The organism is Macrococcus epidermidis (genome assembly GCF_024205965.1).
GTDB lineage: Bacteria > Bacillota > Bacilli > Staphylococcales > Staphylococcaceae > Macrococcoides > Macrococcoides epidermidis.
The window spans coordinates 1492567-1515008 of sequence record NZ_CP073819.1 but is presented as its reverse complement, the minus strand read 5'-3'; the positions used below and the strand labels follow the sequence as shown (position 1 = coordinate 1515008).

The following is a 22442-nucleotide window of genomic DNA, read 5'->3' as shown; positions in this document are numbered from 1 at the left end:
TAAGTGTTAATTGAGGAGGAATTTTATGAAAGTAAGATTATCTGATTATAATCCTAAGTGGAAAGATAGTTTTAAAAATGAATGTCTAATAATTTCTGATATGATTCCTGATGAAGTTGTAAGATTTGAACATTTTGGTAGTACATCGGTTCCTGGTATGAAAGCTAAACCTGTAATAGATATGATGGTATTGGTTAAAGACATAAATCAAATTGATAGTTATAATTCGAAATTTATAAAAGAAGGATACGATGTGGCGGGAGAATGGGGAATCACAGGTAGAAGATTATTAAGAAAAGGTGGAGATGATAGAACGCATCATATACATATCTATCAAGAAGGTCATCCTGAGATATATCGACATTTAGCTGTTCGAGATTATTTACTTGAACATCCAGAGGAAGTAACGGCTTATAGTGATTTAAAGACAAAACTTGCACAATCATATGATGAAACACCTGAATATAGAAATGCTAAACGCGATTACGTTGTAGCATTGGAGAAGAGAGCTTTAAGTTATTTTAGAACAAAATAAAACGGAAATATAACTATATTTCCGTTTTTATGAAAATAACTCATCAACCGTGACATTCAAACACTTAGCTAATTTAAATGCGAGAGATAGGGTAGGATCATATTTATCATTTTCAATGGCATTGATCGTTTGTCTTGAAACGTTTGTTTTGTCACTAAGTTCAGCTTGTGACATACCAAGCTCTTTTCTTAACTCTTTGATTTTATTTTTCAAATAGCATCAACCTTTAGCACTATACTTACTTTTAGTATAAATCAAACTCATGAAAAATATAACTATAATTACTAGCAAATACGATACTTCAGGAAATTCAGGTAGAATAGCTTTTTCTGGATTTCCCAGTTTAAATATTTTTAATATTATACTTAATAATAACGCGTATACCACCCAAACTAACGTATTTGAAAAAACTTCTCATAATATTTTCGATGATCTTTCATCAATTTTGTTATTGTTACCCTCAATCAAATCTTTAGGTAAAACTTTTTTAATCACAAATCCCCATAGACCAGCAAATAAAAATATACATATAAAACCAAGTACTTTCATAACAATTTCTCCTTTAGACACTATATTTTTTGTTGATTCGAATGTAATTGAAAATAATTAAAATAGTAGCTAATGCTAAATTAATTAATTCTGGATATTCATTTAAATAATCAAATTTAATATTATTAAAATCTATGGTTTTCATAATTAAACTGAATATCCAGAAAGCAATAAGATAGGTTAAAGTTGTTGTAAATACTTCATTTCCTATTCTTTGAGTTCTTTCATCATATTCACTATGACCAGGTCCAAAATTTAAAAATTTAACGATAAACATAAAAGCAATGATTGTTAACAAAAAAGCAAAAATTAGTTGAATAATCATAAATCAAACCTCCAAATGTAAAATGTTTTTTACATTTATAATATAGCAAGTCATTCCTGAAATGTCAAAAGTATTTTACATTTATTTAAACCTTAATTGTGGACAAAATCATAAATTTGTCTATTTTTCTTATTCAGGAATATTGCTATACTTTTGAAAAAATATGAGGTGATTTTATGATTATAGATGCTTTCGATAATAATTCGGAACCGATTGTTACTTTGAAAAGTTTTTATGGGGAGCAGAAAAAGATTTTAGATATATGTATGATTATTTTATCGAAAAATATTTATGACAATATTTTTGAAATATATAAATGTGAAAAAATTGGAGAGATCCATGCTTGTAACGGTAGTTATCCAATATATAAATTTATTCATGAAGGTAAAGATATTGGATTTTATTTAAGTGGTATTGGATCAACACTAGCGTCTCAATTTTGTATAGAAGCTAACTGGTTAACTGGTGCTACTCAGTTTATAATGTCAGGTTCAGCAGGTAGTTTAGATAAAGAAAAGACGGATAATAAATTTGTGATTCCAACGGAAAGTTATCGAGATGAAGGTATGTCTTATCATTACGCAAAAGCAAATGATTATATTGAAATTAATAATAGTAATAAAGTAGCTGAAATATTTGATATATTAGAATTACCCTATGTGCAAGGTAAGGTATGGACAACAGATGCTATGATGAGAGAAACTAAAAATAATGTTGAAATGCGCAAAAATGATGGATGTATTGCAGTCGAAATGGAACTTGCAGGTGTTCAAGCGGTTAGTGACTTCCATGGGTTTGAACTTTATAACTTTTTGGTAACGGGTGATGTACTTGCAGAAAATGAATACAATGTTGACGGCTTAAGTGACGCAAATCATAATATGGATAAATTCTTTATAGGTTTGGAGATAGCAAAGAGCATATAGATAGAATTAATTATAGTAGATAATTGTTAAAATAATTATTAAATATAATGGAGAATTAAGATGCTAAAGTTTATTTATAAAAAACAAAGTATTGAATATTTTAAATTTGGTTCTGGAAAGCCGATAGTATTATTATTAGGGATGAATGGTATTCTTGATGAATGGTATGAATTTATAAAACTTTTGAAACATGAATATAAAATTTACGTTTTTTATAGACCAGGGATTGGATATGGGGAAGTCGAAGATTCAAAAATTTCGATTAAAAACACCTCTATGATGCTTGATGAATTTATTAAACAAAAAAATATTGAAAAGGCACCATTGATAGGTCATTCTTATGGAGGGCTATGTATTCAAGTTTATGTGTCAAGATATAAATCAAAAAATTCAATTATTCTTATTGATTCTACTTCAGTTGATTATAAGCAATTAGATGTAATTGATGAAAATAATACTTCAAATCAAAATTCTGATGACGCATGGCTGAATTATTGCAAAGAGAAATCAATGATGACTCATATACAATTAAAAGGTAAAATCAATCTTAAAATAAATGAACGAAATGCAAGTATGTTTCCAAACTTTTATAGAGTTCTCTATTTCGAAACAAAGAATTGGAGCCAAGATGCAACTAACTTAAAAGAGAGCTTTATTACAATCAATAATCCATTACTGGTCATAGGTAGAGACAAGAATTTTACTATTAAAGAAAATATTAAATCTAATGATATGACTGAAGATAATGCAAAAAAATTTGAGGAGATTTGGCATAATTTAATATTGAATCAGTCAAAACTAAGTTCTAATTCAATTGTTAAATTTATTAATAAGTCGAATCATAATATTCATATATCTAATCCATTAGAATTAAGTTACGAAATTAATATGTTTTTATCTGAAAATTATAAATGAGGTGAAATTATGCTCGAATACGAAATGTTACATTTAGATGCTGCTAGAAGATTAAGTGGTGAATATGCAGACATTCTACATGATGACTATATGGAGTTTGGTCAATCAGGAAGAGTGACTAGGAAATCAGATTATGTTGGATTTAAGATGCCTGAAAGTGATTTTGAAGTGATAGATTATCGTGTGAAAGATCTTTCTGATAACAGTAAGCTAGCTACATATATATTGATAGATAAAGTAACGAACAATAAATCTAACCGTAGTTCAATTTGGGTTAATGAAGATGGTTGGAAATTGTATTTTCACCAGGGAACGAGGGTACAATAATGTTAAACTTTGACTTTCATTTAGTAGAAAGTCCTATGGACCAACTTTCAGATGAAGAACGTGCGAAACCTGGAAACTTTATGGCATTGGATGCAAATTTGAAAATCAAATACAATAATACTATTTATTTTGATGAAGATATTGCCATTATAGAATTCTGGTTACAATTGAATGATTGGTTGAATGGAAGCAGTAATGATGAATTTCAATATCATACAATGGAAGTTGAGGATGAATACAATCCATTAATTTCAATTTCTCCAATAGGTGAATGCTATAAAATAACTTCGCCTTGGATTGAATCAGAAATCGCCTTGATTGATAATAAAACTGAAATGGTTAAAAAGTTGATAAAACTTAGAGATGATATGAGAAAAGTAATTGAGCGATATATTCAAAAGGACATTTCAATATATGAAGTAAATACGATAGAAAAAATAATCAAAAAAATAATTGAGGTGGATTAATGTTTGAGATAAACGAAAGCTCACAAGCTACAAATGAATATATTCATCAGAAGATAAAAGAATATAATGAACATAATTGGGGAGATAGAAAATCGTATAATTTTAATATCGAAGATAACGGTAAAGTTATTGCCGGTATCGTGGGGGAATCAACTTTTTCTACGATTGAGATTGAATTTTTATTTGTTGATGAATCATATAGAAAACATGGATTAGGCACAAAATTATTAACCTATGTAGAGGAAAAAGGTAGGAGAGAAGGATTAATGCATGTGTATCTTAATACTTTTTCATTTCAAGCACCAAAATTTTATGAAAAACATGGATATAAATTATTGTTTAACATTGATAAATGTTATGGAGATATTGGACAATACTTTTATTGGAAAGATTTATAGAATCATTTCTTAGTGTAATAAGTGACAAAAAATATCTTTCAGTATATACTACGTATACTTTATAAGAGGTGAATAAAATACAGGTATCTCTACAACGATGGGGTAACAGTCAAGGCATAAGAATACCAAAATCAATAGTAAATGAAATGAATCTTGATAAAAATCAAAAATTTGATTTAACAATGCAAGATGAAAAAATTATTTTAACAAAGCAGCAGTAAAATGTCTCATTAATAAGAGAATTATTTGAAAACTATGAAACAGAAAATAAGCCAAGCGAATTTGATTGGGGTAAACCTAGAGGTAATGAAATATGGTAGAGCAGGGTACTATCATCAAGCTAGATCTTAATCCTACTAAAGGCAAGGAACAAGCTGGATATCATCCTGCATTAGTAATAAGTAATAAAGATTTTAATGAATTCACAAATTTAGTAATTTTATGTCCTATTTATTCAATCACTAATTCATTCCCTTTGCATATTAATCTAGAAGATAACTTATTTACTAAAGGTAAAGTATTATGTCAACATCCAAAGACAATTGATTTAAATGCTAGAGAATATAAAACAATTGAGAAGGTAAGCGATGAATTCTTGAACAAAATTTGTACGATTGTTTCAGCTAGTATATTACCGACAAATCAATAAAAAAGTGGAGTGCTGAGAACACTCCACTTGAGATTCATTTATACGGTGACTATTCTTAAAAATTAGTATCAAAATTCCCACATACTCTGTCAAATTATAGTAGTGGTAATTTTCGCAAACATTAGTTCATATTTTTGTTATTTAATCTTTCTATTTCTTCATCAATTTGCTTAACATCTATTCGTTCATATAATGGTGAAACAGATGCAAGTCTTTTTGGTAAATCCTCGATTACATGCCATTCTAATGTTTCTATTCCCAGCATATCTTTTAGTTTTTCTGCACTAAATGGGAGGAAGGGATTCAATAATTGACTTAAATTTTGAATAATAAATACACATGTAGCTAAAGTTTCATCACATTTTTCTTTTACTTCTTTAAATGTAATCCATGGCTGTTGTTCGTCAAAGTATTTATTACATGTTCTTATAAATTCAAATATTAATTCTAACGCTTCTTTAATTTTAGTTGCTTCTATTAAATGCCCAACTTTTTGATAAAGTGAATGTAATTCATTTTTAATACCTTTATCAATTTCAGCTTGAGGGACTTCTAAATCATATGATTTTTCCAGAAACTTAAATGTTCTATTAACAAGATTACCAAATGCACCAAGAAGTTCACTGTTATGACTATATATAAATTCTCTAAAAGAGAAATCTGCATCTCGAGATTCTGGTGCATTGATTGTAAAGAAATAGCGAATCGTATCAGGGTGATATCGTTCTATTAAATCCGGTATCCAGACTGCCCAATTTTGGCTGGTTGATATTTTTCGTTTTTCCAATGTCATATATTCACTTGATACGATTGATTGTGGAAATCCTTCAATATTTGCGCCCATTAGAATTGATGGCCAAATTACAGTGTGAAACGGAATATTGTCTTTCCCATGAATATAATAAGATTTTGTTCCTTTCGTCCAAAATTGTTGAAAATCCTTATTATTTTGTTTTCCCCATGCTTCTGATGCTGTTAAATATCCAGCTACCACTTCAATCCAGACATATATCTTTTTATCTTCAAATCCTTTGATTGGCACATCCACACCATTAGGTAAATCACGTGTCACAGAACGATCAGGAATACCTTCTTTTAAATATCTTTCAGTGAGTGCCAATGCATTTTGACGCCAGTGATATTTCGTGCTCGTTTCTTTAAAATACTTTTCAAGTTGTTCCTGAAGACTACTAAATTTGTAATATAAATGATTTGTTTCTCTTATTACCGGTTCGTTACCACACAATTTACAACGCTTATTGATTAAATCAAGTGGATCGAGTATTGCTGAACATTGATCACATTGATCACCACGTGCTTTTGCGCCACAATTAGGACATTCACCTTCAACCAATCGATCAGGTAAAAACTGCTTATCATGTTCACAATACGCTTGCTCTATCGTTTTTTGATAAAGCATATCATTACCATATAATTTTAAGAATAATGACTTTACACCTTCATGATGTTTGTTTGAGTCTGTTCTAGTATATAAATCATAAGTAAACCCTAATCGTGTAAAGCAATGTTGAAATTCCTGATGATAAGTATCAGCAATATCTCGAGTAGTCTTTCCTTCTTGTTTGGCACGTAGTGCAATAGGTGTTCCGTTACAATCACTTCCAGACACATATAATACATTTTCACCAGTCTGTCTGTAATATCTTGCAATAATGTCTCCAGGTAATAGTGCTGCGATATGACCAATGTGCAAAGAACCATTTGCATACGGCCATGCTCCTCCAATAAATACTGTCATTCTAAATCTCCCCCTTAAATTCCATAAAAAAAGTCCCAATCGCAAAAATGCGATTAGGACGATATATAATATTCGTGGTACCACCTAAGTTCGTATATTACTCACATAATATACCTCATAAAGTTAATAACTTTAATCCATTAACGCTGGGCACGTCGCAATCTACTCATACAAACTTTCTTTGCGAAGCTTAGAGTCATCCTTTAATTCGTTACTTCTTTTCAGCTACCGAAGCTCTCTATTTTATGAATTAAAACTTCTCATCAATGCTATTTTTTATTATTAGATATAATATATAAGATAATTATGAAAATTACAATATATTTTTAAAGTTGATTGACATGGAGTTAACTCCATCATTTATTGTTTAGATAAGGAGGCGAATATATGAAGATAGGAGAATTAAGTAAAACGGTAGACTTAAGCAAAGATACGATTCGTTATTATGAAAAGATGGGATTAATATCTCCAGCAATAATTAATAAAGTTAGAATTTATTCAGAAAAAGATATATTACGTTTAAAAAGTATTCAAATTTTAAAAACAGCAAGATTTAGCCTTATGGAGATTAAAATTTTTATTGAATATGATAATAAATTTAATTCGATGGATGAGATTTACAATATGCCACAAGATGATTTGTCTTTGTTAAAAGATCTCATTAATAGAAAAATTGAAGAGATAGACCGAATTAAAAATGAATTAGAAATTGCTGCAAAGCTATTAAACAATATGAATAATAAATTGAAGGAGATTAAATGATGATAATGTTAATCATTTTAGTAATGATATATGCATTACTGACAATTATTGCTTCGGTAGGAGCTCTGTTAAATAGTGGATTTAGTTTCATGTATCTTTTGTTCGCGTTAAATTCAATTTTAATGATATTTTCAGTTTATCCGACTTTAAATCTTATTCTATTAGCGACATCATTGGTATTATTTTGCGGTTTAGCGATAATACATGGCTTAATGATAAAAGATTTTCATTTATCTCATATTATAGTTAGAATTATTATTTCGATTATTATTTTCGGAATTGCTTTTTATGTGAAGTAGGAGATTGAAATTGGTAGAACCCCAATTTCGACAGACAAATTTAATTTGAAATTGGTGAAACCCCAATTTCGGCAGGAAAATCCAATCTGAAATTGGTAAAACCCCAAATTCGTCTCACAATTTCGTTATGAAATTGGTAGAACCCCAATTTAGGCAGACAGATTCAATCTGAAATTGGTAAAACCCCAATTTCGAACTAACATTTCTTATCGAAATTGGAGATGCTCACATCAACTTTAACTTTTACTATCATTTTAATATTATGCTATACTCAAATCATTAAAGTGAGGTATAGATATAATGATAAAAGCATATGAATTTGCGCAAGTTATGAATAATGTGAATCAGTTACTTAAGATTTATAAAACAAATGATCCAACGACGAATAAAGCACAAAAAAATATTATATTAGACGAAATTAGAGCGATTTACATTGTGAATGGTATAGATGCAAGTGAGTATATTACTCAACTTGATGATATTCGGCTTTCCAAGACGAAAGCTACTATGATTCTTTCAGAAATGAAACAGTTTGTTGAACCTTTTGAAATGCTTTCCGCTAAACAAGTAGAGAAGTTATTCAAAAAGGTAAAGAAATTAAAGACACCACCAAGTGATCAATATGATCTTCAGGTGATGAGCTATCTCGGATGGAATGACCATTCTGCAAATCGAAAGTATATTGTCTATAAAGATAGTAAAGGTGCTTTTCAAAGTATATACGGGGAATTAGCTCCAACTAAAGTGAAGGGATTTTGTTCGATTTGTCACCATGAATCTGATGTTTCATTATTCTTAAATAAGACAAAAGCGAATAGTGACGGAACATATACGAAAAAGGGTGATTATATTTGTCATGATAGCAATGTGTGTAATCAACATTTAGATGACATCGAAAAATTATATCATTTCATACAAAAAATAAAGTAAGTGTCGATTGATTGACACTTACTTTATTTTTTATTAATACTTTTTCTTTTAATAATGAGATAGATCGTTATTATATTGACAATTGTAAAAGCTACAAAGATTATTAGCGAAATAGAAACTGCAATTTTAACCCATAATTCATCGCGTATGCTTAGAGTACGAATATTAATTAAGATGAATGTAAGTGAGATAATGAGTGAAAATATAGGTGGTACTAAATTCATTTTATCTAAATTTGGATTGTTATAGCTTAAATATTTGATAATAACATCTCCTAAATAAGTATTTACTTCTTCTTCTGCCACCATTTAGGTGTTTCAATACCTTTATGATTATATACTGGTTTAATGATGTCAATAATTTCAACTGAGTCATGAATATGTTTAATTATCTCATTAATCGGTTTATATGCATCAGGTGCTTCATCTAAAGTATCCTCCACAACCGTACTACTATATATCCCTTCCATTTGCTTTTCAAATGTTTCTAAGTTGAGCGTCTGTTTAGCTTTTGAACGAGATAATACGCGTCCTGCACCGTGTGGCGCAGAATAATTCCATTCTGGATTGCCTTTACCTTTTCCAATGATGATGCCGTCACGCATATTGATTGGAATAACAACATCTCTATCAAGACTCGCATCACATGCACCTTTACGAATTAAATATTCTTTATCTTTTACCTCTATAAAATTATGAGGTGAATTTATGATTTTTGCATTGTCCATCTGTATTCCAAAGTAATCGAGGATAACGGCTGTCATCATTAAACGACTCGTTTCTGCGAAGCGGCAAGCAGCTGTCATATCATTAATGTAATGCGATAAACTTTCACCTTTAAGATAGCTAACTTCTTCATCATAATGATTTTCCTGATTCAGTTGTTTTACAAATTTTATCATTGGTTGAATAGCATGATGTTTATCTTGTTCCTTTAGAACATTGATAATAGGAGTAACATCAATATTTTTATGACTCTCTTTGGCTAAGTCCTGATAGTGTTTTTCTATTTTTGCCCCTAAGAAGCGACTACCAGAATGAATCGTAAGGTAATATTCATCTGATTTGTTCTTGCCGATCTCAACAAAATGATTACCACCGCCTAAAGTTCCGACTGAATTGATTAATTGAATCATATTTACATTTTGAAATAGTAAAGATGTTTGAATTTCTTTTAAATTATCTAAAATAATTGCTTTAATTTCTTGAGGTATATTATTAAATACAGGATTTTTTAGTTCATCGGTTCTTAGATATGTTGAAATATTATCAGTTATATACTGATCAAGTTCAGGAAAGTTAATATTATCAAGTTTACCTAATGGATAACTCATCATCCCACAACCAATATCCACACCGATAAATGCAGGTGGAATCTTGGCATTAGATTTGTTCATTAGAATAGATGTACCAATCGCACAACCTTTTCCTTCATGTACATCAGGCATCATCACAATATTAGTGCCAGATAGAAAATCAAGGTTCGTCATATTCTGAACTCTATTTCTGGCAGCGTCTTCAATGTTATCTGTCATGATAACCGCATGTGTATATTTACCGGTGATGTTTATCATTTTTATAACTCCGATCTTAAAAGTTCTTGTAACCATTTAATCATAAATGTAAAATATAGTCAAAATATGATATGTCGTGTAAATATTTGATAGATTAAATTAACATGGTAACTTATAATGGTATTAAATTACTTATTATCCATTTTAAAATAGGGGTGTATATTATGTATTCAATTTTTGAAAAATATCTCTTAAAGCATTTTTTATATGGCATTCTAATTGGATTTCTCTACGCGCTTTTGTTAAGTGATCATTTACCATTTTTTTATGGTGGAATTGAATATTTATCAGAAGCACCTATAATCAATTTTTTAATAAATATACTACAAATGATTTTTACAATTGCTATTCTCTATACTTTATTTGCTGTTTTGTATTATATGTATAAACCAAAAAAGTATTAATTACATATGAATATGGGTATATATATGTATATATTTTTTAGGAGTGAATTTAAATGAAAAAAATTATGATTATAAATACAAATACAGATCATTATAAAGGTTTAGAGGAAAAAACAGGTTTATGGTTAGGTGAGCTTGTTCATTTTTATGATTATTTTAAAGACAAAGACGTTGAGATAGATTTATACAGTGTTAATGGTGGTAAAGTACCGATTGATCCATTTAGCGTGAGTACTTTGATGTTAGATTATAAGACTAAGAATTACATGAAAGATCCTGAGTTTATGAAATTATTAGATAATACAAAGTCTATACATGAAGAGGATGTAAGTGATTACGACGCAGTTTACTTTACTGGTGGACATGGTACTGTGTTTGATTTCGTTGATAATGAAGATATTTCTCGAATTCTTAAAGAAATGGATAAAGAAAAGAAAGTGATATCATCTGTATGTCATGGTGCAGCAGCTTTACTGAACTTTGAGGACAATCGTTTGAAAGATACAGAGTTAACCGGATTCTCTAATCTAGAAGAACAAATGGTGCGAAAGACGAATAAAGTACCATTTCTATTAGAAGATGAGCTTAAGAAGAAGGGTGCGAATTATAAAAAAGCGGTATTACCGATGGCTTCGAAAGTCGTTCAGGATGGTAATATCATTACTGGACAAAATCCACAATCACCTAAAATTGTTGCGAAGAAAGTTTGGAGTGCAATTAAGTAAATTCTAATATAACAATATTATGTAAACAGACTGTCTATATTTGGATGGTTTGTTTTTTATGGAGTTTAACTTTTTTATAATTTTTTTTTAGAATATTATTAATTTAAAGTGATATAATTATAAAAAAATTTAGAGAGGTGAGATTATGATAATACGATCGGTTGAAGTAAAAGATGCAGAGAAGATTCTAGAATATACAAAAATGGAAAAAGATGTACCTGAAGTTTGGATACGATCTTTAGATAAAAAAGAATATTCCATTATAAAAGAATTTTTGTACCATGCAATTTATGTTCCTGAAGGGAGTAAAAAACCTAATAAATCAATCGTAGATAAAAAAGAATTATTAAAGTATTATGAAGATTTTGGAAGAAAAGATGATTATACTATGGCAGCAGTAATAAATAATAGAGTAATAGGATTAGCATGGTGTAGACAATTTAATGAAACTGATAAAAGTTATGGGTTCTATAAGGATGATTTTGTTGAATTAAATATTTCGATATTACCAGATTTTCGAAAACAAGGTTTAGGAAAAGTTCTTATGGAACAATTAATTTATTTATTAAAAAATAATAATGTTAATGGAATTTCATTAAGTGTTACGAACGGAAATTATGCACAACAATTATATAAAAATATTGGATTTAAACCAATTGCTGTTAGAGATGAAGATACATTAATGATTAAAAAATTATAACAATCGTACTTTTTGGAAAGTATGTTCAAATTTGTAGTGTAATTAAAGTATGAATATCATAGTAATAATAATTAATACTCTAATCATTTCAATTAAGGTGTTTTATGATAATAATATAAAAATAATAACCGGACAAAATCCACAATCGCCATAAGGCGTGGCTAAGAAAGTCTGGAATGCAATTCAGTAATTATTTTACGAAAGAATATATATATTACAATCTATCCATAGTTTTGGATAGATTTTTTTATATATTTACTGTCATATTAAGTTAATTATATAATATATGTAATTAAGTGTTAAACTATGGTAATATCAATTTAAAATACGAGGAGGGATGAAGATGACTTTCACAAAACGTGTAATAACTTCTGTTATAATCATTTTTCTAATCGCAGCAGGAATCTTGTATTCTGAGTCTACAAAAAAAGAAGTTAAATCTAAACCGATAAAAGAGAGCTTACTGATTAAACAATTGGAAAGTAACGCGTATGCAAATGGTGAAGCTGCGATGAAAGATTTTAAAGAAAAGCTTTTTCCTCATTCAAAGAGTGAAGGTATGATTGTAAATCCAGATAAGCAATCAAATCCTAAATTTTACTCTATATTTGTTAGTGAGAAAGATAAAAATGACAAAAACAAAAATTACGCTTTTGGATATGCCATTTATAATTCGCAATCAAAAACATATCATCTAGATATTGTGGATACAGGCATCCAATTAGAAGAAGGTATGACAGGTATAACAAAGAAAACTGTCATTGGCAATACTGTTTCGACATTCTATGCTGGGCATAACGAAGATGATAAACTTGAAAAATATGAATCTGGCGTGATTGATGAAGCAACAAATCTTACGGTTAAATTTACAGACCAGATTATACATAATACACAAAGATTAGATGATATTATTTCAAATGAATATATTGAAAGTCTGAATGCATTAGAAATGGCTGTAGTAACTCTAACGCCCCCATATAATCCTAAAAATCTTAAAGTTATGATTGCTGATTATGAGATGGATGGTAATCAATATGGTGCGGTAGCTGTTATTCACAATAGTGGTGGAGGGCGTATAGTAACACGTGTTGTTGATGATTTATTAATATCAAAGCGTATGCAAACCTTTAATAAATCACTTAAAATTGATGGTCAGCAATTAGATATTACGATAGGGAATGAAATTGTAGCATCATCAAAGAACAGTATTAGACATGAAGTAGGTAATGTGGGTTCAATAACAGTCAATATTAAATAAAGAGGTGGATAATATGAATTTTGGAGACAAACTATTTATTTTATTTTTAAATGCATGCTGGATGTTTTTCATTTATTATTTGGTAAGGATTCACGACAATGAGTTTTTAAATTATTTACCGTTTATCATACCAGCAAGCTTAATTGTTATCTGTTTTATCATGTTATTTCAATTAAGAGATGAAACGACAAAAGATGTAAAAGTAAGAGAGTTTGATGAAGAAAAGTAGATTATCTTACTATTATTATAGAATGGTAATAATTTATTGTATTAATAAGATCAAAAAAAGTACTAGCTGTTTATATATCAGTTAGTACTTTTTTTGGATTTATCTTTGGATGGATAATTTTATATCTCGATAGATCTTTCTTATATATAATACGCTCTGTTATTTCATATGGCTGTGTATAATTCATCTCTGAAACTTTTACATTACCGTTTTGATATACATGTTCAATTTATGCTACATGACCTTGCGTGCCTCTTGGTGATTGAAGTAACGCACCTTTTCGTGGCGAATGGTTTACATTATATCCATCTTGTTTAGCAAGTTTCGCCCAGTGCTTGGCATCACGCCAGGATCGTTCTATCATGTTGCCGTCTTTCTTTACTTTATCAAATACATAATAAGTACATTGTCCTTTATCATAAGTATTTATAGCCATCGGATCTGGCATAAGTTCAATGCGTAATGTGTAGTAGTTATCGATTATCCTATCTTGATTTATAAAAAGCAGAAATAATGATAATAATATAATGAAGAATGAGATTATTCTTTTCATAGTGATTTTATATACCAGCGATCCATTGCTGAATGGTCACTGCCTTCGATTGGTTGTTCTAATAATTGAAAGCCATACTTTTCATAGAGTATACATGCAACTTCTAGCTTACTCATTGTTTCTAAATAACATGACTTATAATAGTGTGAAGCAAATGCTAATGCCTGGTCCATTAATAGTTTAGAGATACCTTTGCCTTGTGAAGATTCTAAGAGATATAGTTTTTGAAGTTCACATATCGTCCCATCTTCACTGAATGGAGCAATGCCAACACCACCTAAAACTTCTCCATTTTGCTCTGCTATCCAGTATTGGGCATATTTACGTTCACCATAATATGATGATAGTTGTGCTAGTTCTGGGTCAAAGTATGCTGATCCAGGGATATCTAAGTTGAACGATTCAAGAGACGTTTGAATGATTTTATGGATGATGGGATTATCTTTTTGTTGGATTGATCTGATTTGAATTGTATTAGGCATAAGGATACCTCCTTTAAGATTACTGTAAATAGTAATGAAGCGCGGTGTGTATGTCAATAAAATAGGGATGCTTAATAATTAATCCTAGATTATTTCAATTATACAACTGTTATATATCATTGAGTAAGTTAGCAAACGAACAACCGCGAATATGAAATATTATGTTATACGCTTCTAGCAATCAATAAGCTATATATTATCTACACCTTTTAATATTTCACGAATTAATCACTAGATTTAACGGTCTTTATTCGTTATGATAGTTGTATCAATTTAGAAGAGGTGTTTTATCAATGGATATGAATTTTAATATGTTTATGGAAGATTTCGTAAACAATGCACGTCAAGAAATCGAAACTGCGGGTTACAAACAGTTAACAACGCCTGAAGCGGTTAAAGAAACGTTTGATAAACCTGGTACAACATTTGTTATGATCAACTCTGTATGTGGTTGTGCTGGCGGTATCGCTCGTCCTGCTGCTGCGCATGCATTACATTATGATAAATTACCTGATCAATTAGTAACTGTATTTGCTGGTCAGGATAAAGAAGCGACTGAAACAGCTCGTGATTACTTTGAAGGTTATCCACCAAGCAGTCCATCATTTGCTTTACTTAAAGATGGTAAGATTGTAAAAATGATCGAAAGACATGAAATAGAAGGTCACGATCCAATGAGTGTTATTACAAACATTCAAGCTTTATTTGAAGAGCATTGTGAGGAACGTTAATTCATTCATGAAGATTAAGCCTTATAAGATTGGTTCGCGTACGATTAAGACTGCTTTCGGTATGTCTCTCGGCGTAATCATCTGTAAGATGATGGGTCTCGAGAATTTCTCATCTGCTGCTATTTTAGTCGTTCTTTGTGTGAAGAATACAAAAGTAAAATCTTTAGAAGCTGCAAGTGCGAGATTTTTCTCGTGCTTGCTTGGTATTTTGTTTTCATATATTTTCTTTATGAATTTAGGCTTTAATCCGGTTGTCCTCGGTATTCTCGTCTTACTGTTTATTCCTGTTACAGTAATGTTCGGTATACAAGAAGGTGTTGTCACAAGTATCGTTATCATTCTACATTGCTTTAATTCAGGTCATATCGACTGGGCATTAGCTGTTAATGAATTTCTATTACTTTGTGTAGGTATGGGCATCGCTTTAATTTTAAATCTTTATATGCCGAATCACAACAATGCATTAAATGGTTATAAACGTGCGATCGAGATGGAATTTCAGGTTATTGTCAGCCGATTGAGCGATGCGTTAAAGCATCCTGAAATTGTATTGAACACAAATGATATTGATAAGCTGCATGAAACGATTGAACGTGCAAAGTCACTTGCCTACATGGAAGTCGAGAATCATTTTTCACGTAATGATAATTCGTATTATCATTATTTTGATATGCGTGAATCTCAACTTGAACTTTTGGCACGCATGACACATCTGATTAATGATATAAGCTGTAAAGATAAGCTACATATGCAGTGTAGCGGATTATTAGAGGATCTATCAAATAATATTACAAGTAATAATTTTACTGCAATAAGATTACATGATTTATATGAGATAATGCTGGATCTTGATAATTATCCATTACCGGATTCACATGAGCGATTAAAATCTCGTTCAGCTGCAATCCAGCTGCTAAAAGAGATTGAAAGTTATTTAATGATTAAATCTAAATTTGGTTCTTTAAAGATGTACTAAAAAACGTTGAGAAATTATTCTCAACGTTTTTTACATATTAAGATATGGTAATACAGCGCTAAGTACTAAAGCTGCAACAATTAATACAAGTAAGACGATGATAAAGACTTTGCGTGCTGTTTTGTTATTCATTCTGTACTTCCTTTCATAAGTGCGTTTTATTTATTATATCAAATAATTGATTTTACGTCTTATCCTTTATTGATGAACAGTTGTTTGGTACGATAAATATAAATAATATTTTGAGGAGTGTTGTCAATGAACCAGCAAAGATTAGTGGATACTTTTATTGAACTTGTAAAGATTGATAGCGAGAGTGGTAATGAACGTGAGATTGCAAATCATTTAAAAACTTTATATGAAGAGCTTGGCTTTGAAGTCACTGAAGATGATACACAAAGCAAAACAGGTTTTGGTGCGGGCAATCTGATTATGAAATTAAAAGGGACAACAGATCAGGAGACAATCTTGCTATCTTGTCATATGGATACTGTTACACCTGGTAATGGCATAAACCCGATTATTACAGATAATGTCATTCATACAGATGGTTCTACGATTCTTGGTGCAGATGATAAAGCGGGGATTGCTGCAATGATTGAAGCAATTCGAACGATTAATGAAGAACAAATCCCACATGGTGATATTGAAGTTGTTATTTCAGTTGGAGAAGAATCTCATTTAATAGGTGCTAGTGTATTAGATGGATCTAAATTTGATGCGAAACTTGGCTATGCATTGGATGCTGGTGGTAAAGTTGGTACAATTGTAAACCAGGCGCCAACAAACGCAACGCTTAACATTGAAATTACAGGTGTTACGGCACATGCGGGTGTGGCCCCAGAAAACGGCGTGAGTGCGATAAACATTGCTTCACGTGCAATCAGTAATATGAAACTAGGTAGAATAGATGCAGAAACGACTGCTAATATAGGTACGATTGAAGGTGGTTCAAGAACAAATATCGTCGCTGAAAAATGTTATATTGTTGCTGAAGCGCGTAGTTTAGTTGATAGTAAAATGGAAGCACAAGTTGCACACATGAAAGAAGCGATCCTAACTGCTGCAGCAGAACTTGGTGGTAAAGCTGATGTTGAGGTTAAAGTTAATTATCCTTCATTCAATGTTGAAAAAACAAGCAAGGTTATCGAGATTGCAAGTCAAGCAGCTGAACGTGTTGGTAGAACACCAGAAGTTGTATCTAACGGTGGGGGTAGTGATGCTAACTTTATTAACAAGTTTGTTCCAACTGTTGTATTAGCTGTCGGCTATCAGGATATTCATACGGTAAATGAAAAGATGCCGATTGATGAATTAAATAAATTAACAGAACAAGTAATTGAAATCATTAAGCTTGTTTAGTTAAAACAATATAGACATGTGCTATAATAATCATGAAAATTCATTTGAAAGAGGTATATTATGAGTAAACAACAAATAGGTGTAATCGGTTTAGCCGTAATGGGTAAAAATTTAGCGTGGAATATAGAATCACGCGGAAATACTGTTTCAGTATTTAACCGTTCAAAGGAAAAAACTGAAGAGATGATGAAAGAATCAGTTGGTAAAAATATTTTCCCAACATACTCTCTCGAAGAATTCGTAAATAGCCTTGAAAAGCCACGTAAAATCATGATGATGGTTAAAGCTGGGGAAGCAACAGATGCAACAATCGAAAGCTTGATTCCATTATTAGATCAAGGTGATATTTTAATCGATGGTGGTAACACTAACTACAACGATACGATTCGTCGTAATGCATATCTTTCAGAAAAAGGATTCAATTTCATCGGTACTGGTGTTTCAGGTGGTGAAGAAGGCGCATTACATGGCCCTTCAATTATGCCAGGTGGTCAAAAAGAGGCATATGAACTTGTTAGACCTATTCTAGAATCTATTGCTGCTAAAGCTGAAGACGGCAAACCATGTGTTGCTTATATTGGTCCAGATGGTGCCGGTCATTACGTTAAAATGGTACATAACGGTATTGAATATGCAGATATGCAGTTAATCGCTGAGAGTTATGATTTAATGAAAAATGTATTAGCTATGTCAAATGAAGAAATCGCTGATACATTTAAATCATGGAATGAAGGCGAATTAGATAGCTACTTAATCGAAATCACAGCTGATATCTTCAAGAAATTAGATGAAGATGGTACGCCACTCGTTGAAAAAGTAATGGATAAAGCTGGTCAAAAAGGAACAGGTAAATGGACATCAATTAACGCGTTAGACTTAGGTCAGCCATTAACAATAATCACAGAAAGTGTATTTGCACGTTTCATCTCTAGTCAAAAAGACGAAAGAATTGTTGCGAGTCAAAATATCAACTCAAATAAAACAAACTTCGAAGGGGATAAAGCTGAATTTTTAGAAGCAATTCGTGAAGCATTATATATGAGTAAAATTTGTTGCTATGCACAAGGTTTTGCACAGATGAGAGCTGCAAGTGAAGCTTATAACTGGAACTTACAGTTAGGTGATTTAGCAATGATCTGGCGTGAAGGTTGTATCATTCGTGCACAATTCTTACAAAAGATTAAAGAAGCATATGATAATAACGCAGATTTACAAAACTTATTATTAGACCCATATTTCAAAGAAGTTGTAGAAAAGTATCAAACGAGTTTACGTAAGGTGGCAGCTACTGCAATCACTACAGGTACACCAGCACCAAGTTTTGCAGCAGCAATTAATTATTTTGATTCTTATACATCAAAAGATTTACCTGCAAACTTAATTCAGGCACAACGTGATTATTTCGGTGCGCACACTTATGAACGTAAAGATAAGGAAGGCGTATTCCATACAGACTGGAAATAATTTTGTTTATATCAAAAAGCGCGCAAGACAAACGTCTTGCGCGCTTTTTATAATGTTGGTATCCAAAGTTCAACTTTATTGAAACTATTATCAAAATCCATATCATCAGGAAAAATATAAATATACTGACTATTACGTTCGTAGTGTATATTAAAGTCTACTTGTTTTTCGACAGATTGCCAAATTTCATTAAATACATAATCAAGCTTTCCACGAGCTTCAAATTTAGCGTAATTACCGTTATAGATTTGTTTGCTTTCATAATCAAAAGTACGTTCTGACTTTACACCTACAAATATTTCTATATCATTTGGATTAGGCTGAACAACTACATAAATATTTTTGTCTGAGCTAAATGATAATAATGATTTAATTTCTTCCTTTTCTTTTAACTCATAGACAATATCCGGCACTAGAAAATGATTACCTAATTCATTAAATGAAACGATTTCTTGTATGCCTACAATTCTGAAACTATCCATCGTCTGCATTTTATAAGGCATCGGAGGCTTCGTCGTCACAGAAAGCTGAATGTAGAGTCGTTCTACCATTCTTAATTGTTCAGAGTTAGTTCTAACCTGAATCGGTGAAATTTGATGGTGATTGCTAAATGCAGTACTAAATTCGTGTGCAGTTGAAAAACCAAACTGATTGGCGATATCCACAAGACGGTAATTACCATTTAACAACTTTTTAGCGGCCTCGGTCATTTTACGATGATATATATATTCTTCTAAATTCATGCCGGTAATCATAGTAAATGTTTGATTTATATGCATTGGATTTTCATTTAAATATGTTCCGATTGTTTCATATTTAAATGGTTCGAATAAATGATCTTCAATATATACGATTGTTTTCTGCATTAAGTCAATATTATTCATAATTCACATCTTCCTTAAAGTATGTTTTAAATAGATTTCGTGTATTCATAAATATTTATTTTTTCTGATGGATCATTATTTATTTGTTGCAAAGGTATATGATATTTTAGATTGAAATGAATGATATCCTGTAAATATACTTCATATTCTGGTTTTGCATAATAAAGAATGATATCACATTTTTCTATAGATGATGTCATTAAGTTTTCCATCACTTTTTGAAATACGAACACTGAAAATGGGTTAAAGAAAAATAAATGTGTCTCTTCACCACTAAATTGATACTGTAATGCATTAATATTTTGAGCATGAACATCATTTTCTTGATGATGCAATAAGTTATAATTTTTAATGTTTTCAAGGCTTTTTAAGTATAGCTGCTTATTCAATTCAATGCCTATCGTTTTTATTTTGAATACATAGTTAGTGAAGATTGGAACGCGCATTAATCCAGAGCCAAAATCTACTAACAATGCATCTTCAGTTAAGTCTTCTTTAATCATGTTAAATAATGATAATAAATCACGATAAATCGTTGGTTCATAACGATGAGAATGATGATTTGTAAAAGTTTCAAGATAAGGTTTAGTCTTTATATTGAGCAATGTATCAAAATCCTGCTCTGAGTAAAGTTCAAATGATGAGTGTATAAATTTATTCATAATTCAAATATTAACACAATTATGGCACAATAAAAACCTTTGAATCATTATGATTCAAAGGTTTTTATTGATTTAAATATTAAACGTCCCACCAGTGGAAATTATCTCGACTTAATAACAAATCGCTTTTTACAGGGCCGTTAGATCCAGCCTGATAATTTGGGAATGGAGCAGGATGTGCATCCCAGTAATCAGCAACAGTATCCACATAACTCCATGTTGCCTTTAATTCTTCCCAGTGTGTAAAGTTAGTGGCATCGCCTTTTAGACAGTCATAAATTAATCCTTCATATGCGTCGACTGTATTCATCTTATCTTGTGTCGTCATCGCATATGATAATTTAACTGGTTCAGTATCGATACCTTCGATATATTTACGTGCATTTAAATGTAGTTCAATACCTTCATTTGGTTGAATATTAATAACAAGTAAATTGGAATCTAGCTGATTATCCTTTTGATAATAAAGATTCATCGGCATCTCTTTAAATTCAACAACCACACGTATTTCTTTTTCCTTCATACGTTTACCTGTACGAATGTAGAAGGGCACACCTGCCCATCTAAAGTTATCGAGCATAACTTTAGCAGCAACAAATGTAGGTGTATTACTTTCTGGATTTACATTTTCTTCATCACGATATCGTTTTACTTTTTCGCCGTTTATTTCACCGACATCATATTGTCCTCGAACGAAATAGCTTCTTACGTGTTCAGGCTGAATTTTACGGATAGAACGAAGTGCCTTTACTTTTTCATTCCGAATATCTTCAGATGATAATGAAATAGGAGGCTCCATTGCAAGAAGTGAAACAATTTGTAACATGTGATTTTGTACCATATCTTTTAAAGCGCCACTATTATCGTAATAGCCACCACGGTCTTCAACACCTAAAATTTCTGAAGAAGTGACTTGAATATTTGAGATATATTTATTATTCCATAACGGTTCAAACATTGCATTGCTAAATCGAATTACTTCGATGTTTTGCACCATATCTTTACCAAGATAATGGTCAATTCGATAAATTTCCTCTTCTTTAAATGATTTTCTTAGCTGATTATTTAGTTTTTCAGCAGAAGCAAGATCTTTACCGAAAGGTTTTTCAATAATTAAGCGTTTAAATCCTTTTGTTTTTGTCAGTCCGCTAGATTTTAAGAAATCTGATACAGTACCAAAAAATTCTGGTGCCATTGCTAAATAGAATAGACGGTTACCATTTAAGTTATATTGTGCATCTAAAGATTCAGAGAGTGTCAGCAGCGCGTCATAACTTTCTTTATTATTAACGTCATGAGACTGGTAATAAACATGTTCCATAAATTCATCGATTTTATGTGTATCTTTAACAAATTTTTCGATAGATGATTTAATTTCAGCTCTGAATTTTTCATTCGTCCAGTCACGTCGTCCAATACCAATGATTGCAACATGCTCATTCAAGTTATCTTGCTGATAAAGGTGGAATAACGATGGGAATAACTTGCGGTGACTTAAATCACCTGTTGCACCGAAAATTGTTATTAAACAGGGAATATTTTGCTTTTCAATATCCAAAATAAATACCTCGATTCTATTAAAGTCTATTTTATTTTTT

At 30.8% G+C, this 22442-nt stretch carries 30 protein-coding genes; 19 read left to right on the top strand and 11 right to left on the bottom strand.

The window, feature by feature from the left end:
• Positions 1-25 precede the first annotated feature (25 nt).
• Positions 26-535: a GrpB family protein gene (locus KFV12_RS07995; protein ID WP_239243513.1), complete on the top strand. Its 510-nt coding sequence runs from the start codon at positions 26-28 to the stop codon at positions 533-535.
• 27 nt (positions 536-562) lie between these two features.
• On the opposite strand, the gene KFV12_RS07990 is transcribed toward KFV12_RS07995, so the two are convergent.
• The 3 genes from KFV12_RS07990 to KFV12_RS07985 all read right to left on the bottom strand — a co-directional run bounded on the left by KFV12_RS07990 (position 563) and on the right by KFV12_RS07985 (position 1409).
• Positions 563-748 carry a helix-turn-helix transcriptional regulator gene (locus tag KFV12_RS07990; protein WP_133446754.1) on the bottom strand — a complete coding sequence of 62 codons (186 nt, stop codon included), beginning with the start codon at positions 746-748 and terminating at the stop codon, positions 563-565.
• A 201-nt stretch (positions 749-949) separates the two neighbouring features.
• Positions 950-1084, bottom strand: a complete 135-nt coding sequence (locus tag KFV12_RS13300; RefSeq protein ID WP_302054708.1) for a hypothetical protein — start codon at positions 1082-1084, stop codon at positions 950-952.
• A 13-nt stretch (positions 1085-1097) separates the two neighbouring features.
• Positions 1098-1409, bottom strand: a complete 312-nt coding sequence (locus tag KFV12_RS07985; protein WP_254256533.1) for a hypothetical protein — start codon at positions 1407-1409, stop codon at positions 1098-1100.
• A gap of 176 nt (positions 1410-1585) precedes the next feature.
• Between KFV12_RS07985 and KFV12_RS07980 the strand changes: the two genes are divergently transcribed.
• The 7 genes from KFV12_RS07980 to KFV12_RS07955 all read left to right on the top strand — a co-directional run bounded on the left by KFV12_RS07980 (position 1586) and on the right by KFV12_RS07955 (position 5091).
• The gene (locus KFV12_RS07980) at positions 1586-2335 is read left to right on the top strand and encodes a nucleoside phosphorylase (protein ID WP_254256532.1); all 750 of its coding nucleotides are present in this window, start codon (positions 1586-1588) and stop codon (positions 2333-2335) included.
• 60 nt (positions 2336-2395) lie between these two features.
• Positions 2396-3250: an alpha/beta fold hydrolase gene (locus tag KFV12_RS07975; protein ID WP_254256531.1), complete on the top strand. Its 855-nt coding sequence runs from the start codon at positions 2396-2398 to the stop codon at positions 3248-3250.
• Positions 3251-3259: 9 nt separating this feature from the next.
• A complete protein-coding gene (locus KFV12_RS07970) occupies positions 3260-3577 on the top strand; it encodes a nuclear transport factor 2 family protein (RefSeq protein ID WP_254256530.1) in 318 nt (105 codons plus the stop codon).
• Positions 3577-4044, top strand: coding sequence for a DUF7878 domain-containing protein (locus KFV12_RS07965; protein ID WP_254256529.1), 468 nt, complete (start codon positions 3577-3579; stop codon positions 4042-4044). The genes KFV12_RS07970 and KFV12_RS07965 overlap by 1 nt, the downstream gene beginning before the upstream one ends.
• A complete protein-coding gene (locus KFV12_RS07960; RefSeq protein WP_254256528.1) occupies positions 4044-4442 on the top strand; it encodes a GNAT family N-acetyltransferase in 399 nt (132 codons plus the stop codon). The genes KFV12_RS07965 and KFV12_RS07960 overlap by 1 nt, the downstream gene beginning before the upstream one ends.
• A gap of 68 nt (positions 4443-4510) precedes the next feature.
• Positions 4511-4663, top strand: a complete 153-nt coding sequence (locus tag KFV12_RS13390; protein WP_367304744.1) for an AbrB/MazE/SpoVT family DNA-binding domain-containing protein — start codon at positions 4511-4513, stop codon at positions 4661-4663.
• A gap of 92 nt (positions 4664-4755) precedes the next feature.
• Positions 4756-5091 carry a type II toxin-antitoxin system PemK/MazF family toxin gene (locus KFV12_RS07955; RefSeq protein ID WP_254256527.1) on the top strand — a complete coding sequence of 112 codons (336 nt, stop codon included), beginning with the start codon at positions 4756-4758 and terminating at the stop codon, positions 5089-5091.
• Between the two features lie 121 nt (positions 5092-5212).
• On the opposite strand, the gene metG is transcribed toward KFV12_RS07955, so the two are convergent.
• Complete coding sequence (gene metG, locus KFV12_RS07950; protein ID WP_254256526.1) at positions 5213-6850, bottom strand: methionine--tRNA ligase; 1638 nt, start codon at positions 6848-6850, stop codon at positions 5213-5215.
• A gap of 387 nt (positions 6851-7237) precedes the next feature.
• On the opposite strand from metG, the gene KFV12_RS07945 reads away from it, so the two are divergent.
• From KFV12_RS07945 to KFV12_RS07935, 3 genes are all read left to right on the top strand, one after another.
• Positions 7238-7612, top strand: a complete 375-nt coding sequence (locus KFV12_RS07945; RefSeq protein ID WP_111715106.1) for a MerR family transcriptional regulator — start codon at positions 7238-7240, stop codon at positions 7610-7612.
• On the top strand, positions 7612-7911 hold the full coding sequence (locus KFV12_RS07940) for a hypothetical protein (RefSeq protein WP_254256525.1): 300 nt from the start codon (positions 7612-7614) through the stop codon (positions 7909-7911). The genes KFV12_RS07945 and KFV12_RS07940 overlap by 1 nt, the downstream gene beginning before the upstream one ends.
• A gap of 300 nt (positions 7912-8211) precedes the next feature.
• Positions 8212-8841: a FusB/FusC family EF-G-binding protein gene (locus KFV12_RS07935; protein ID WP_254256524.1), complete on the top strand. Its 630-nt coding sequence runs from the start codon at positions 8212-8214 to the stop codon at positions 8839-8841.
• 286 nt (positions 8842-9127) lie between these two features.
• On the opposite strand, the gene KFV12_RS07930 is transcribed toward KFV12_RS07935, so the two are convergent.
• A complete protein-coding gene (locus KFV12_RS07930; RefSeq protein ID WP_254256523.1) occupies positions 9128-10414 on the bottom strand; it encodes an RtcB family protein in 1287 nt (428 codons plus the stop codon).
• A gap of 457 nt (positions 10415-10871) precedes the next feature.
• Between KFV12_RS07930 and KFV12_RS07925 the strand changes: the two genes are divergently transcribed.
• The 4 genes from KFV12_RS07925 to KFV12_RS07910 all read left to right on the top strand — a co-directional run bounded on the left by KFV12_RS07925 (position 10872) and on the right by KFV12_RS07910 (position 13730).
• A complete protein-coding gene (locus tag KFV12_RS07925; RefSeq protein WP_254256522.1) occupies positions 10872-11543 on the top strand; it encodes a type 1 glutamine amidotransferase domain-containing protein in 672 nt (223 codons plus the stop codon).
• A 145-nt stretch (positions 11544-11688) separates the two neighbouring features.
• On the top strand, positions 11689-12243 hold the full coding sequence (locus KFV12_RS07920; protein ID WP_254256521.1) for a GNAT family N-acetyltransferase: 555 nt from the start codon (positions 11689-11691) through the stop codon (positions 12241-12243).
• A 343-nt stretch (positions 12244-12586) separates the two neighbouring features.
• Positions 12587-13501: a hypothetical protein gene (locus KFV12_RS07915; RefSeq protein WP_254256520.1), complete on the top strand. Its 915-nt coding sequence runs from the start codon at positions 12587-12589 to the stop codon at positions 13499-13501.
• Between the two features lie 13 nt (positions 13502-13514).
• Positions 13515-13730 (top strand): hypothetical protein, encoded by a 216-nt coding sequence (locus KFV12_RS07910; RefSeq protein WP_111715091.1) that lies wholly within the window; start codon positions 13515-13517, stop codon positions 13728-13730.
• Between the two features lie 229 nt (positions 13731-13959).
• On the opposite strand, the gene KFV12_RS07905 is transcribed toward KFV12_RS07910, so the two are convergent.
• Together KFV12_RS07905 and KFV12_RS07900 are read right to left on the bottom strand one after the other, a co-directional pair.
• Positions 13960-14283 (bottom strand): CHAP domain-containing protein, encoded by a 324-nt coding sequence (locus KFV12_RS07905; protein ID WP_254256519.1) that lies wholly within the window; start codon positions 14281-14283, stop codon positions 13960-13962.
• Positions 14280-14765 carry a GNAT family N-acetyltransferase gene (locus KFV12_RS07900; protein ID WP_436970146.1) on the bottom strand — a complete coding sequence of 162 codons (486 nt, stop codon included), beginning with the start codon at positions 14763-14765 and terminating at the stop codon, positions 14280-14282. The genes KFV12_RS07905 and KFV12_RS07900 overlap by 4 nt, the downstream gene beginning before the upstream one ends.
• A 293-nt stretch (positions 14766-15058) precedes the next feature.
• Between KFV12_RS07900 and KFV12_RS07895 the strand changes: the two genes are divergently transcribed.
• The gene (locus tag KFV12_RS07895; protein WP_111715088.1) at positions 15059-15496 is read left to right on the top strand and encodes a BrxA/BrxB family bacilliredoxin; all 438 of its coding nucleotides are present in this window, start codon (positions 15059-15061) and stop codon (positions 15494-15496) included.
• Positions 15497-15503: 7 nt separating this feature from the next.
• The gene (locus tag KFV12_RS07890) at positions 15504-16472 is read left to right on the top strand and encodes an aromatic acid exporter family protein (protein ID WP_111715087.1); all 969 of its coding nucleotides are present in this window, start codon (positions 15504-15506) and stop codon (positions 16470-16472) included.
• Between the two features lie 30 nt (positions 16473-16502).
• Here the strand turns inward: KFV12_RS07890 and prli42 are convergent, their stop codons facing one another.
• Entirely contained in the window at positions 16503-16604 is a 102-nt protein-coding gene (gene prli42, locus KFV12_RS07885) for a stressosome-associated protein Prli42 (RefSeq protein WP_157742174.1), read from the bottom strand.
• A gap of 126 nt (positions 16605-16730) precedes the next feature.
• Between prli42 and KFV12_RS07880 the strand changes: the two genes are divergently transcribed.
• Together KFV12_RS07880 and gnd are read left to right on the top strand one after the other, a co-directional pair.
• A complete protein-coding gene (locus KFV12_RS07880; RefSeq protein WP_111715085.1) occupies positions 16731-17834 on the top strand; it encodes a M20/M25/M40 family metallo-hydrolase in 1104 nt (367 codons plus the stop codon).
• 60 nt (positions 17835-17894) lie between these two features.
• Positions 17895-19298, top strand: coding sequence for an NADP-dependent phosphogluconate dehydrogenase (gene gnd / locus KFV12_RS07875; protein WP_240839312.1), 1404 nt, complete (start codon positions 17895-17897; stop codon positions 19296-19298).
• Between the two features lie 47 nt (positions 19299-19345).
• Here gnd and KFV12_RS07870 read toward each other — a convergent pair whose 3' ends face one another.
• The 3 genes from KFV12_RS07870 to zwf form a co-directional block, all read right to left on the bottom strand.
• Complete coding sequence (locus KFV12_RS07870; RefSeq protein ID WP_254256518.1) at positions 19346-20182, bottom strand: effector binding domain-containing protein; 837 nt, start codon at positions 20180-20182, stop codon at positions 19346-19348.
• A gap of 26 nt (positions 20183-20208) precedes the next feature.
• Positions 20209-20844 (bottom strand): hypothetical protein, encoded by a 636-nt coding sequence (locus KFV12_RS07865; RefSeq protein WP_254256517.1) that lies wholly within the window; start codon positions 20842-20844, stop codon positions 20209-20211.
• Positions 20845-20923: 79 nt separating this feature from the next.
• Positions 20924-22402, bottom strand: a complete 1479-nt coding sequence (zwf, locus tag KFV12_RS07860; protein WP_111715078.1) for a glucose-6-phosphate dehydrogenase — start codon at positions 22400-22402, stop codon at positions 20924-20926.
• Positions 22403-22442 lie beyond the last annotated feature (40 nt).

What these genes read in the sequence shown, in the direction of transcription:
- KFV12_RS07995 (WP_239243513.1), top strand. Translation starts at nt 26, where the DNA reads ATGAAAGTAAGATTATCTGATTATAATCCTAAGTGGAAAGATAGTTTT.
- KFV12_RS13300 (WP_302054708.1), bottom strand. Translation starts at nt 1,084, where the DNA reads ATGAAAGTACTTGGTTTTATATGTATATTTTTATTTGCTGGTCTATGG.
- KFV12_RS07985 (WP_254256533.1), bottom strand. Translation starts at nt 1,409, where the DNA reads ATGATTATTCAACTAATTTTTGCTTTTTTGTTAACAATCATTGCTTTT.
- KFV12_RS07980 (WP_254256532.1), top strand. Translation starts at nt 1,586, where the DNA reads ATGATTATAGATGCTTTCGATAATAATTCGGAACCGATTGTTACTTTG.
- KFV12_RS07975 (WP_254256531.1), top strand. Translation starts at nt 2,396, where the DNA reads ATGCTAAAGTTTATTTATAAAAAACAAAGTATTGAATATTTTAAATTT.
- KFV12_RS07970 (WP_254256530.1), top strand. Translation starts at nt 3,260, where the DNA reads ATGCTCGAATACGAAATGTTACATTTAGATGCTGCTAGAAGATTAAGT.
- KFV12_RS07965 (WP_254256529.1), top strand. Translation starts at nt 3,577, where the DNA reads ATGTTAAACTTTGACTTTCATTTAGTAGAAAGTCCTATGGACCAACTT.
- KFV12_RS07960 (WP_254256528.1), top strand. Translation starts at nt 4,044, where the DNA reads ATGTTTGAGATAAACGAAAGCTCACAAGCTACAAATGAATATATTCAT.
- KFV12_RS07955 (WP_254256527.1), top strand. Translation starts at nt 4,756, where the DNA reads ATGGTAGAGCAGGGTACTATCATCAAGCTAGATCTTAATCCTACTAAA.
- metG (WP_254256526.1), bottom strand. Translation starts at nt 6,850, where the DNA reads ATGACAGTATTTATTGGAGGAGCATGGCCGTATGCAAATGGTTCTTTG.
- KFV12_RS07945 (WP_111715106.1), top strand. Translation starts at nt 7,238, where the DNA reads ATGAAGATAGGAGAATTAAGTAAAACGGTAGACTTAAGCAAAGATACG.
- KFV12_RS07940 (WP_254256525.1), top strand. Translation starts at nt 7,612, where the DNA reads ATGATAATGTTAATCATTTTAGTAATGATATATGCATTACTGACAATT.
- KFV12_RS07935 (WP_254256524.1), top strand. Translation starts at nt 8,212, where the DNA reads ATGATAAAAGCATATGAATTTGCGCAAGTTATGAATAATGTGAATCAG.
- KFV12_RS07930 (WP_254256523.1), bottom strand. Translation starts at nt 10,414, where the DNA reads ATGATAAACATCACCGGTAAATATACACATGCGGTTATCATGACAGAT.
- KFV12_RS07925 (WP_254256522.1), top strand. Translation starts at nt 10,872, where the DNA reads ATGAAAAAAATTATGATTATAAATACAAATACAGATCATTATAAAGGT.
- KFV12_RS07920 (WP_254256521.1), top strand. Translation starts at nt 11,689, where the DNA reads ATGATAATACGATCGGTTGAAGTAAAAGATGCAGAGAAGATTCTAGAA.
- KFV12_RS07915 (WP_254256520.1), top strand. Translation starts at nt 12,587, where the DNA reads ATGACTTTCACAAAACGTGTAATAACTTCTGTTATAATCATTTTTCTA.
- KFV12_RS07910 (WP_111715091.1), top strand. Translation starts at nt 13,515, where the DNA reads ATGAATTTTGGAGACAAACTATTTATTTTATTTTTAAATGCATGCTGG.
- KFV12_RS07905 (WP_254256519.1), bottom strand. Translation starts at nt 14,283, where the DNA reads ATGAAAAGAATAATCTCATTCTTCATTATATTATTATCATTATTTCTG.
- KFV12_RS07900 (WP_436970146.1), bottom strand. Translation starts at nt 14,765, where the DNA reads ATGCCTAATACAATTCAAATCAGATCAATCCAACAAAAAGATAATCCC.
- KFV12_RS07895 (WP_111715088.1), top strand. Translation starts at nt 15,059, where the DNA reads ATGGATATGAATTTTAATATGTTTATGGAAGATTTCGTAAACAATGCA.
- KFV12_RS07890 (WP_111715087.1), top strand. Translation starts at nt 15,504, where the DNA reads ATGAAGATTAAGCCTTATAAGATTGGTTCGCGTACGATTAAGACTGCT.
- prli42 (WP_157742174.1), bottom strand. Translation starts at nt 16,604, where the DNA reads ATGAATAACAAAACAGCACGCAAAGTCTTTATCATCGTCTTACTTGTA.
- KFV12_RS07880 (WP_111715085.1), top strand. Translation starts at nt 16,731, where the DNA reads ATGAACCAGCAAAGATTAGTGGATACTTTTATTGAACTTGTAAAGATT.
- gnd (WP_240839312.1), top strand. Translation starts at nt 17,895, where the DNA reads ATGAGTAAACAACAAATAGGTGTAATCGGTTTAGCCGTAATGGGTAAA.
- KFV12_RS07870 (WP_254256518.1), bottom strand. Translation starts at nt 20,182, where the DNA reads ATGAATAATATTGACTTAATGCAGAAAACAATCGTATATATTGAAGAT.
- KFV12_RS07865 (WP_254256517.1), bottom strand. Translation starts at nt 20,844, where the DNA reads ATGAATAAATTTATACACTCATCATTTGAACTTTACTCAGAGCAGGAT.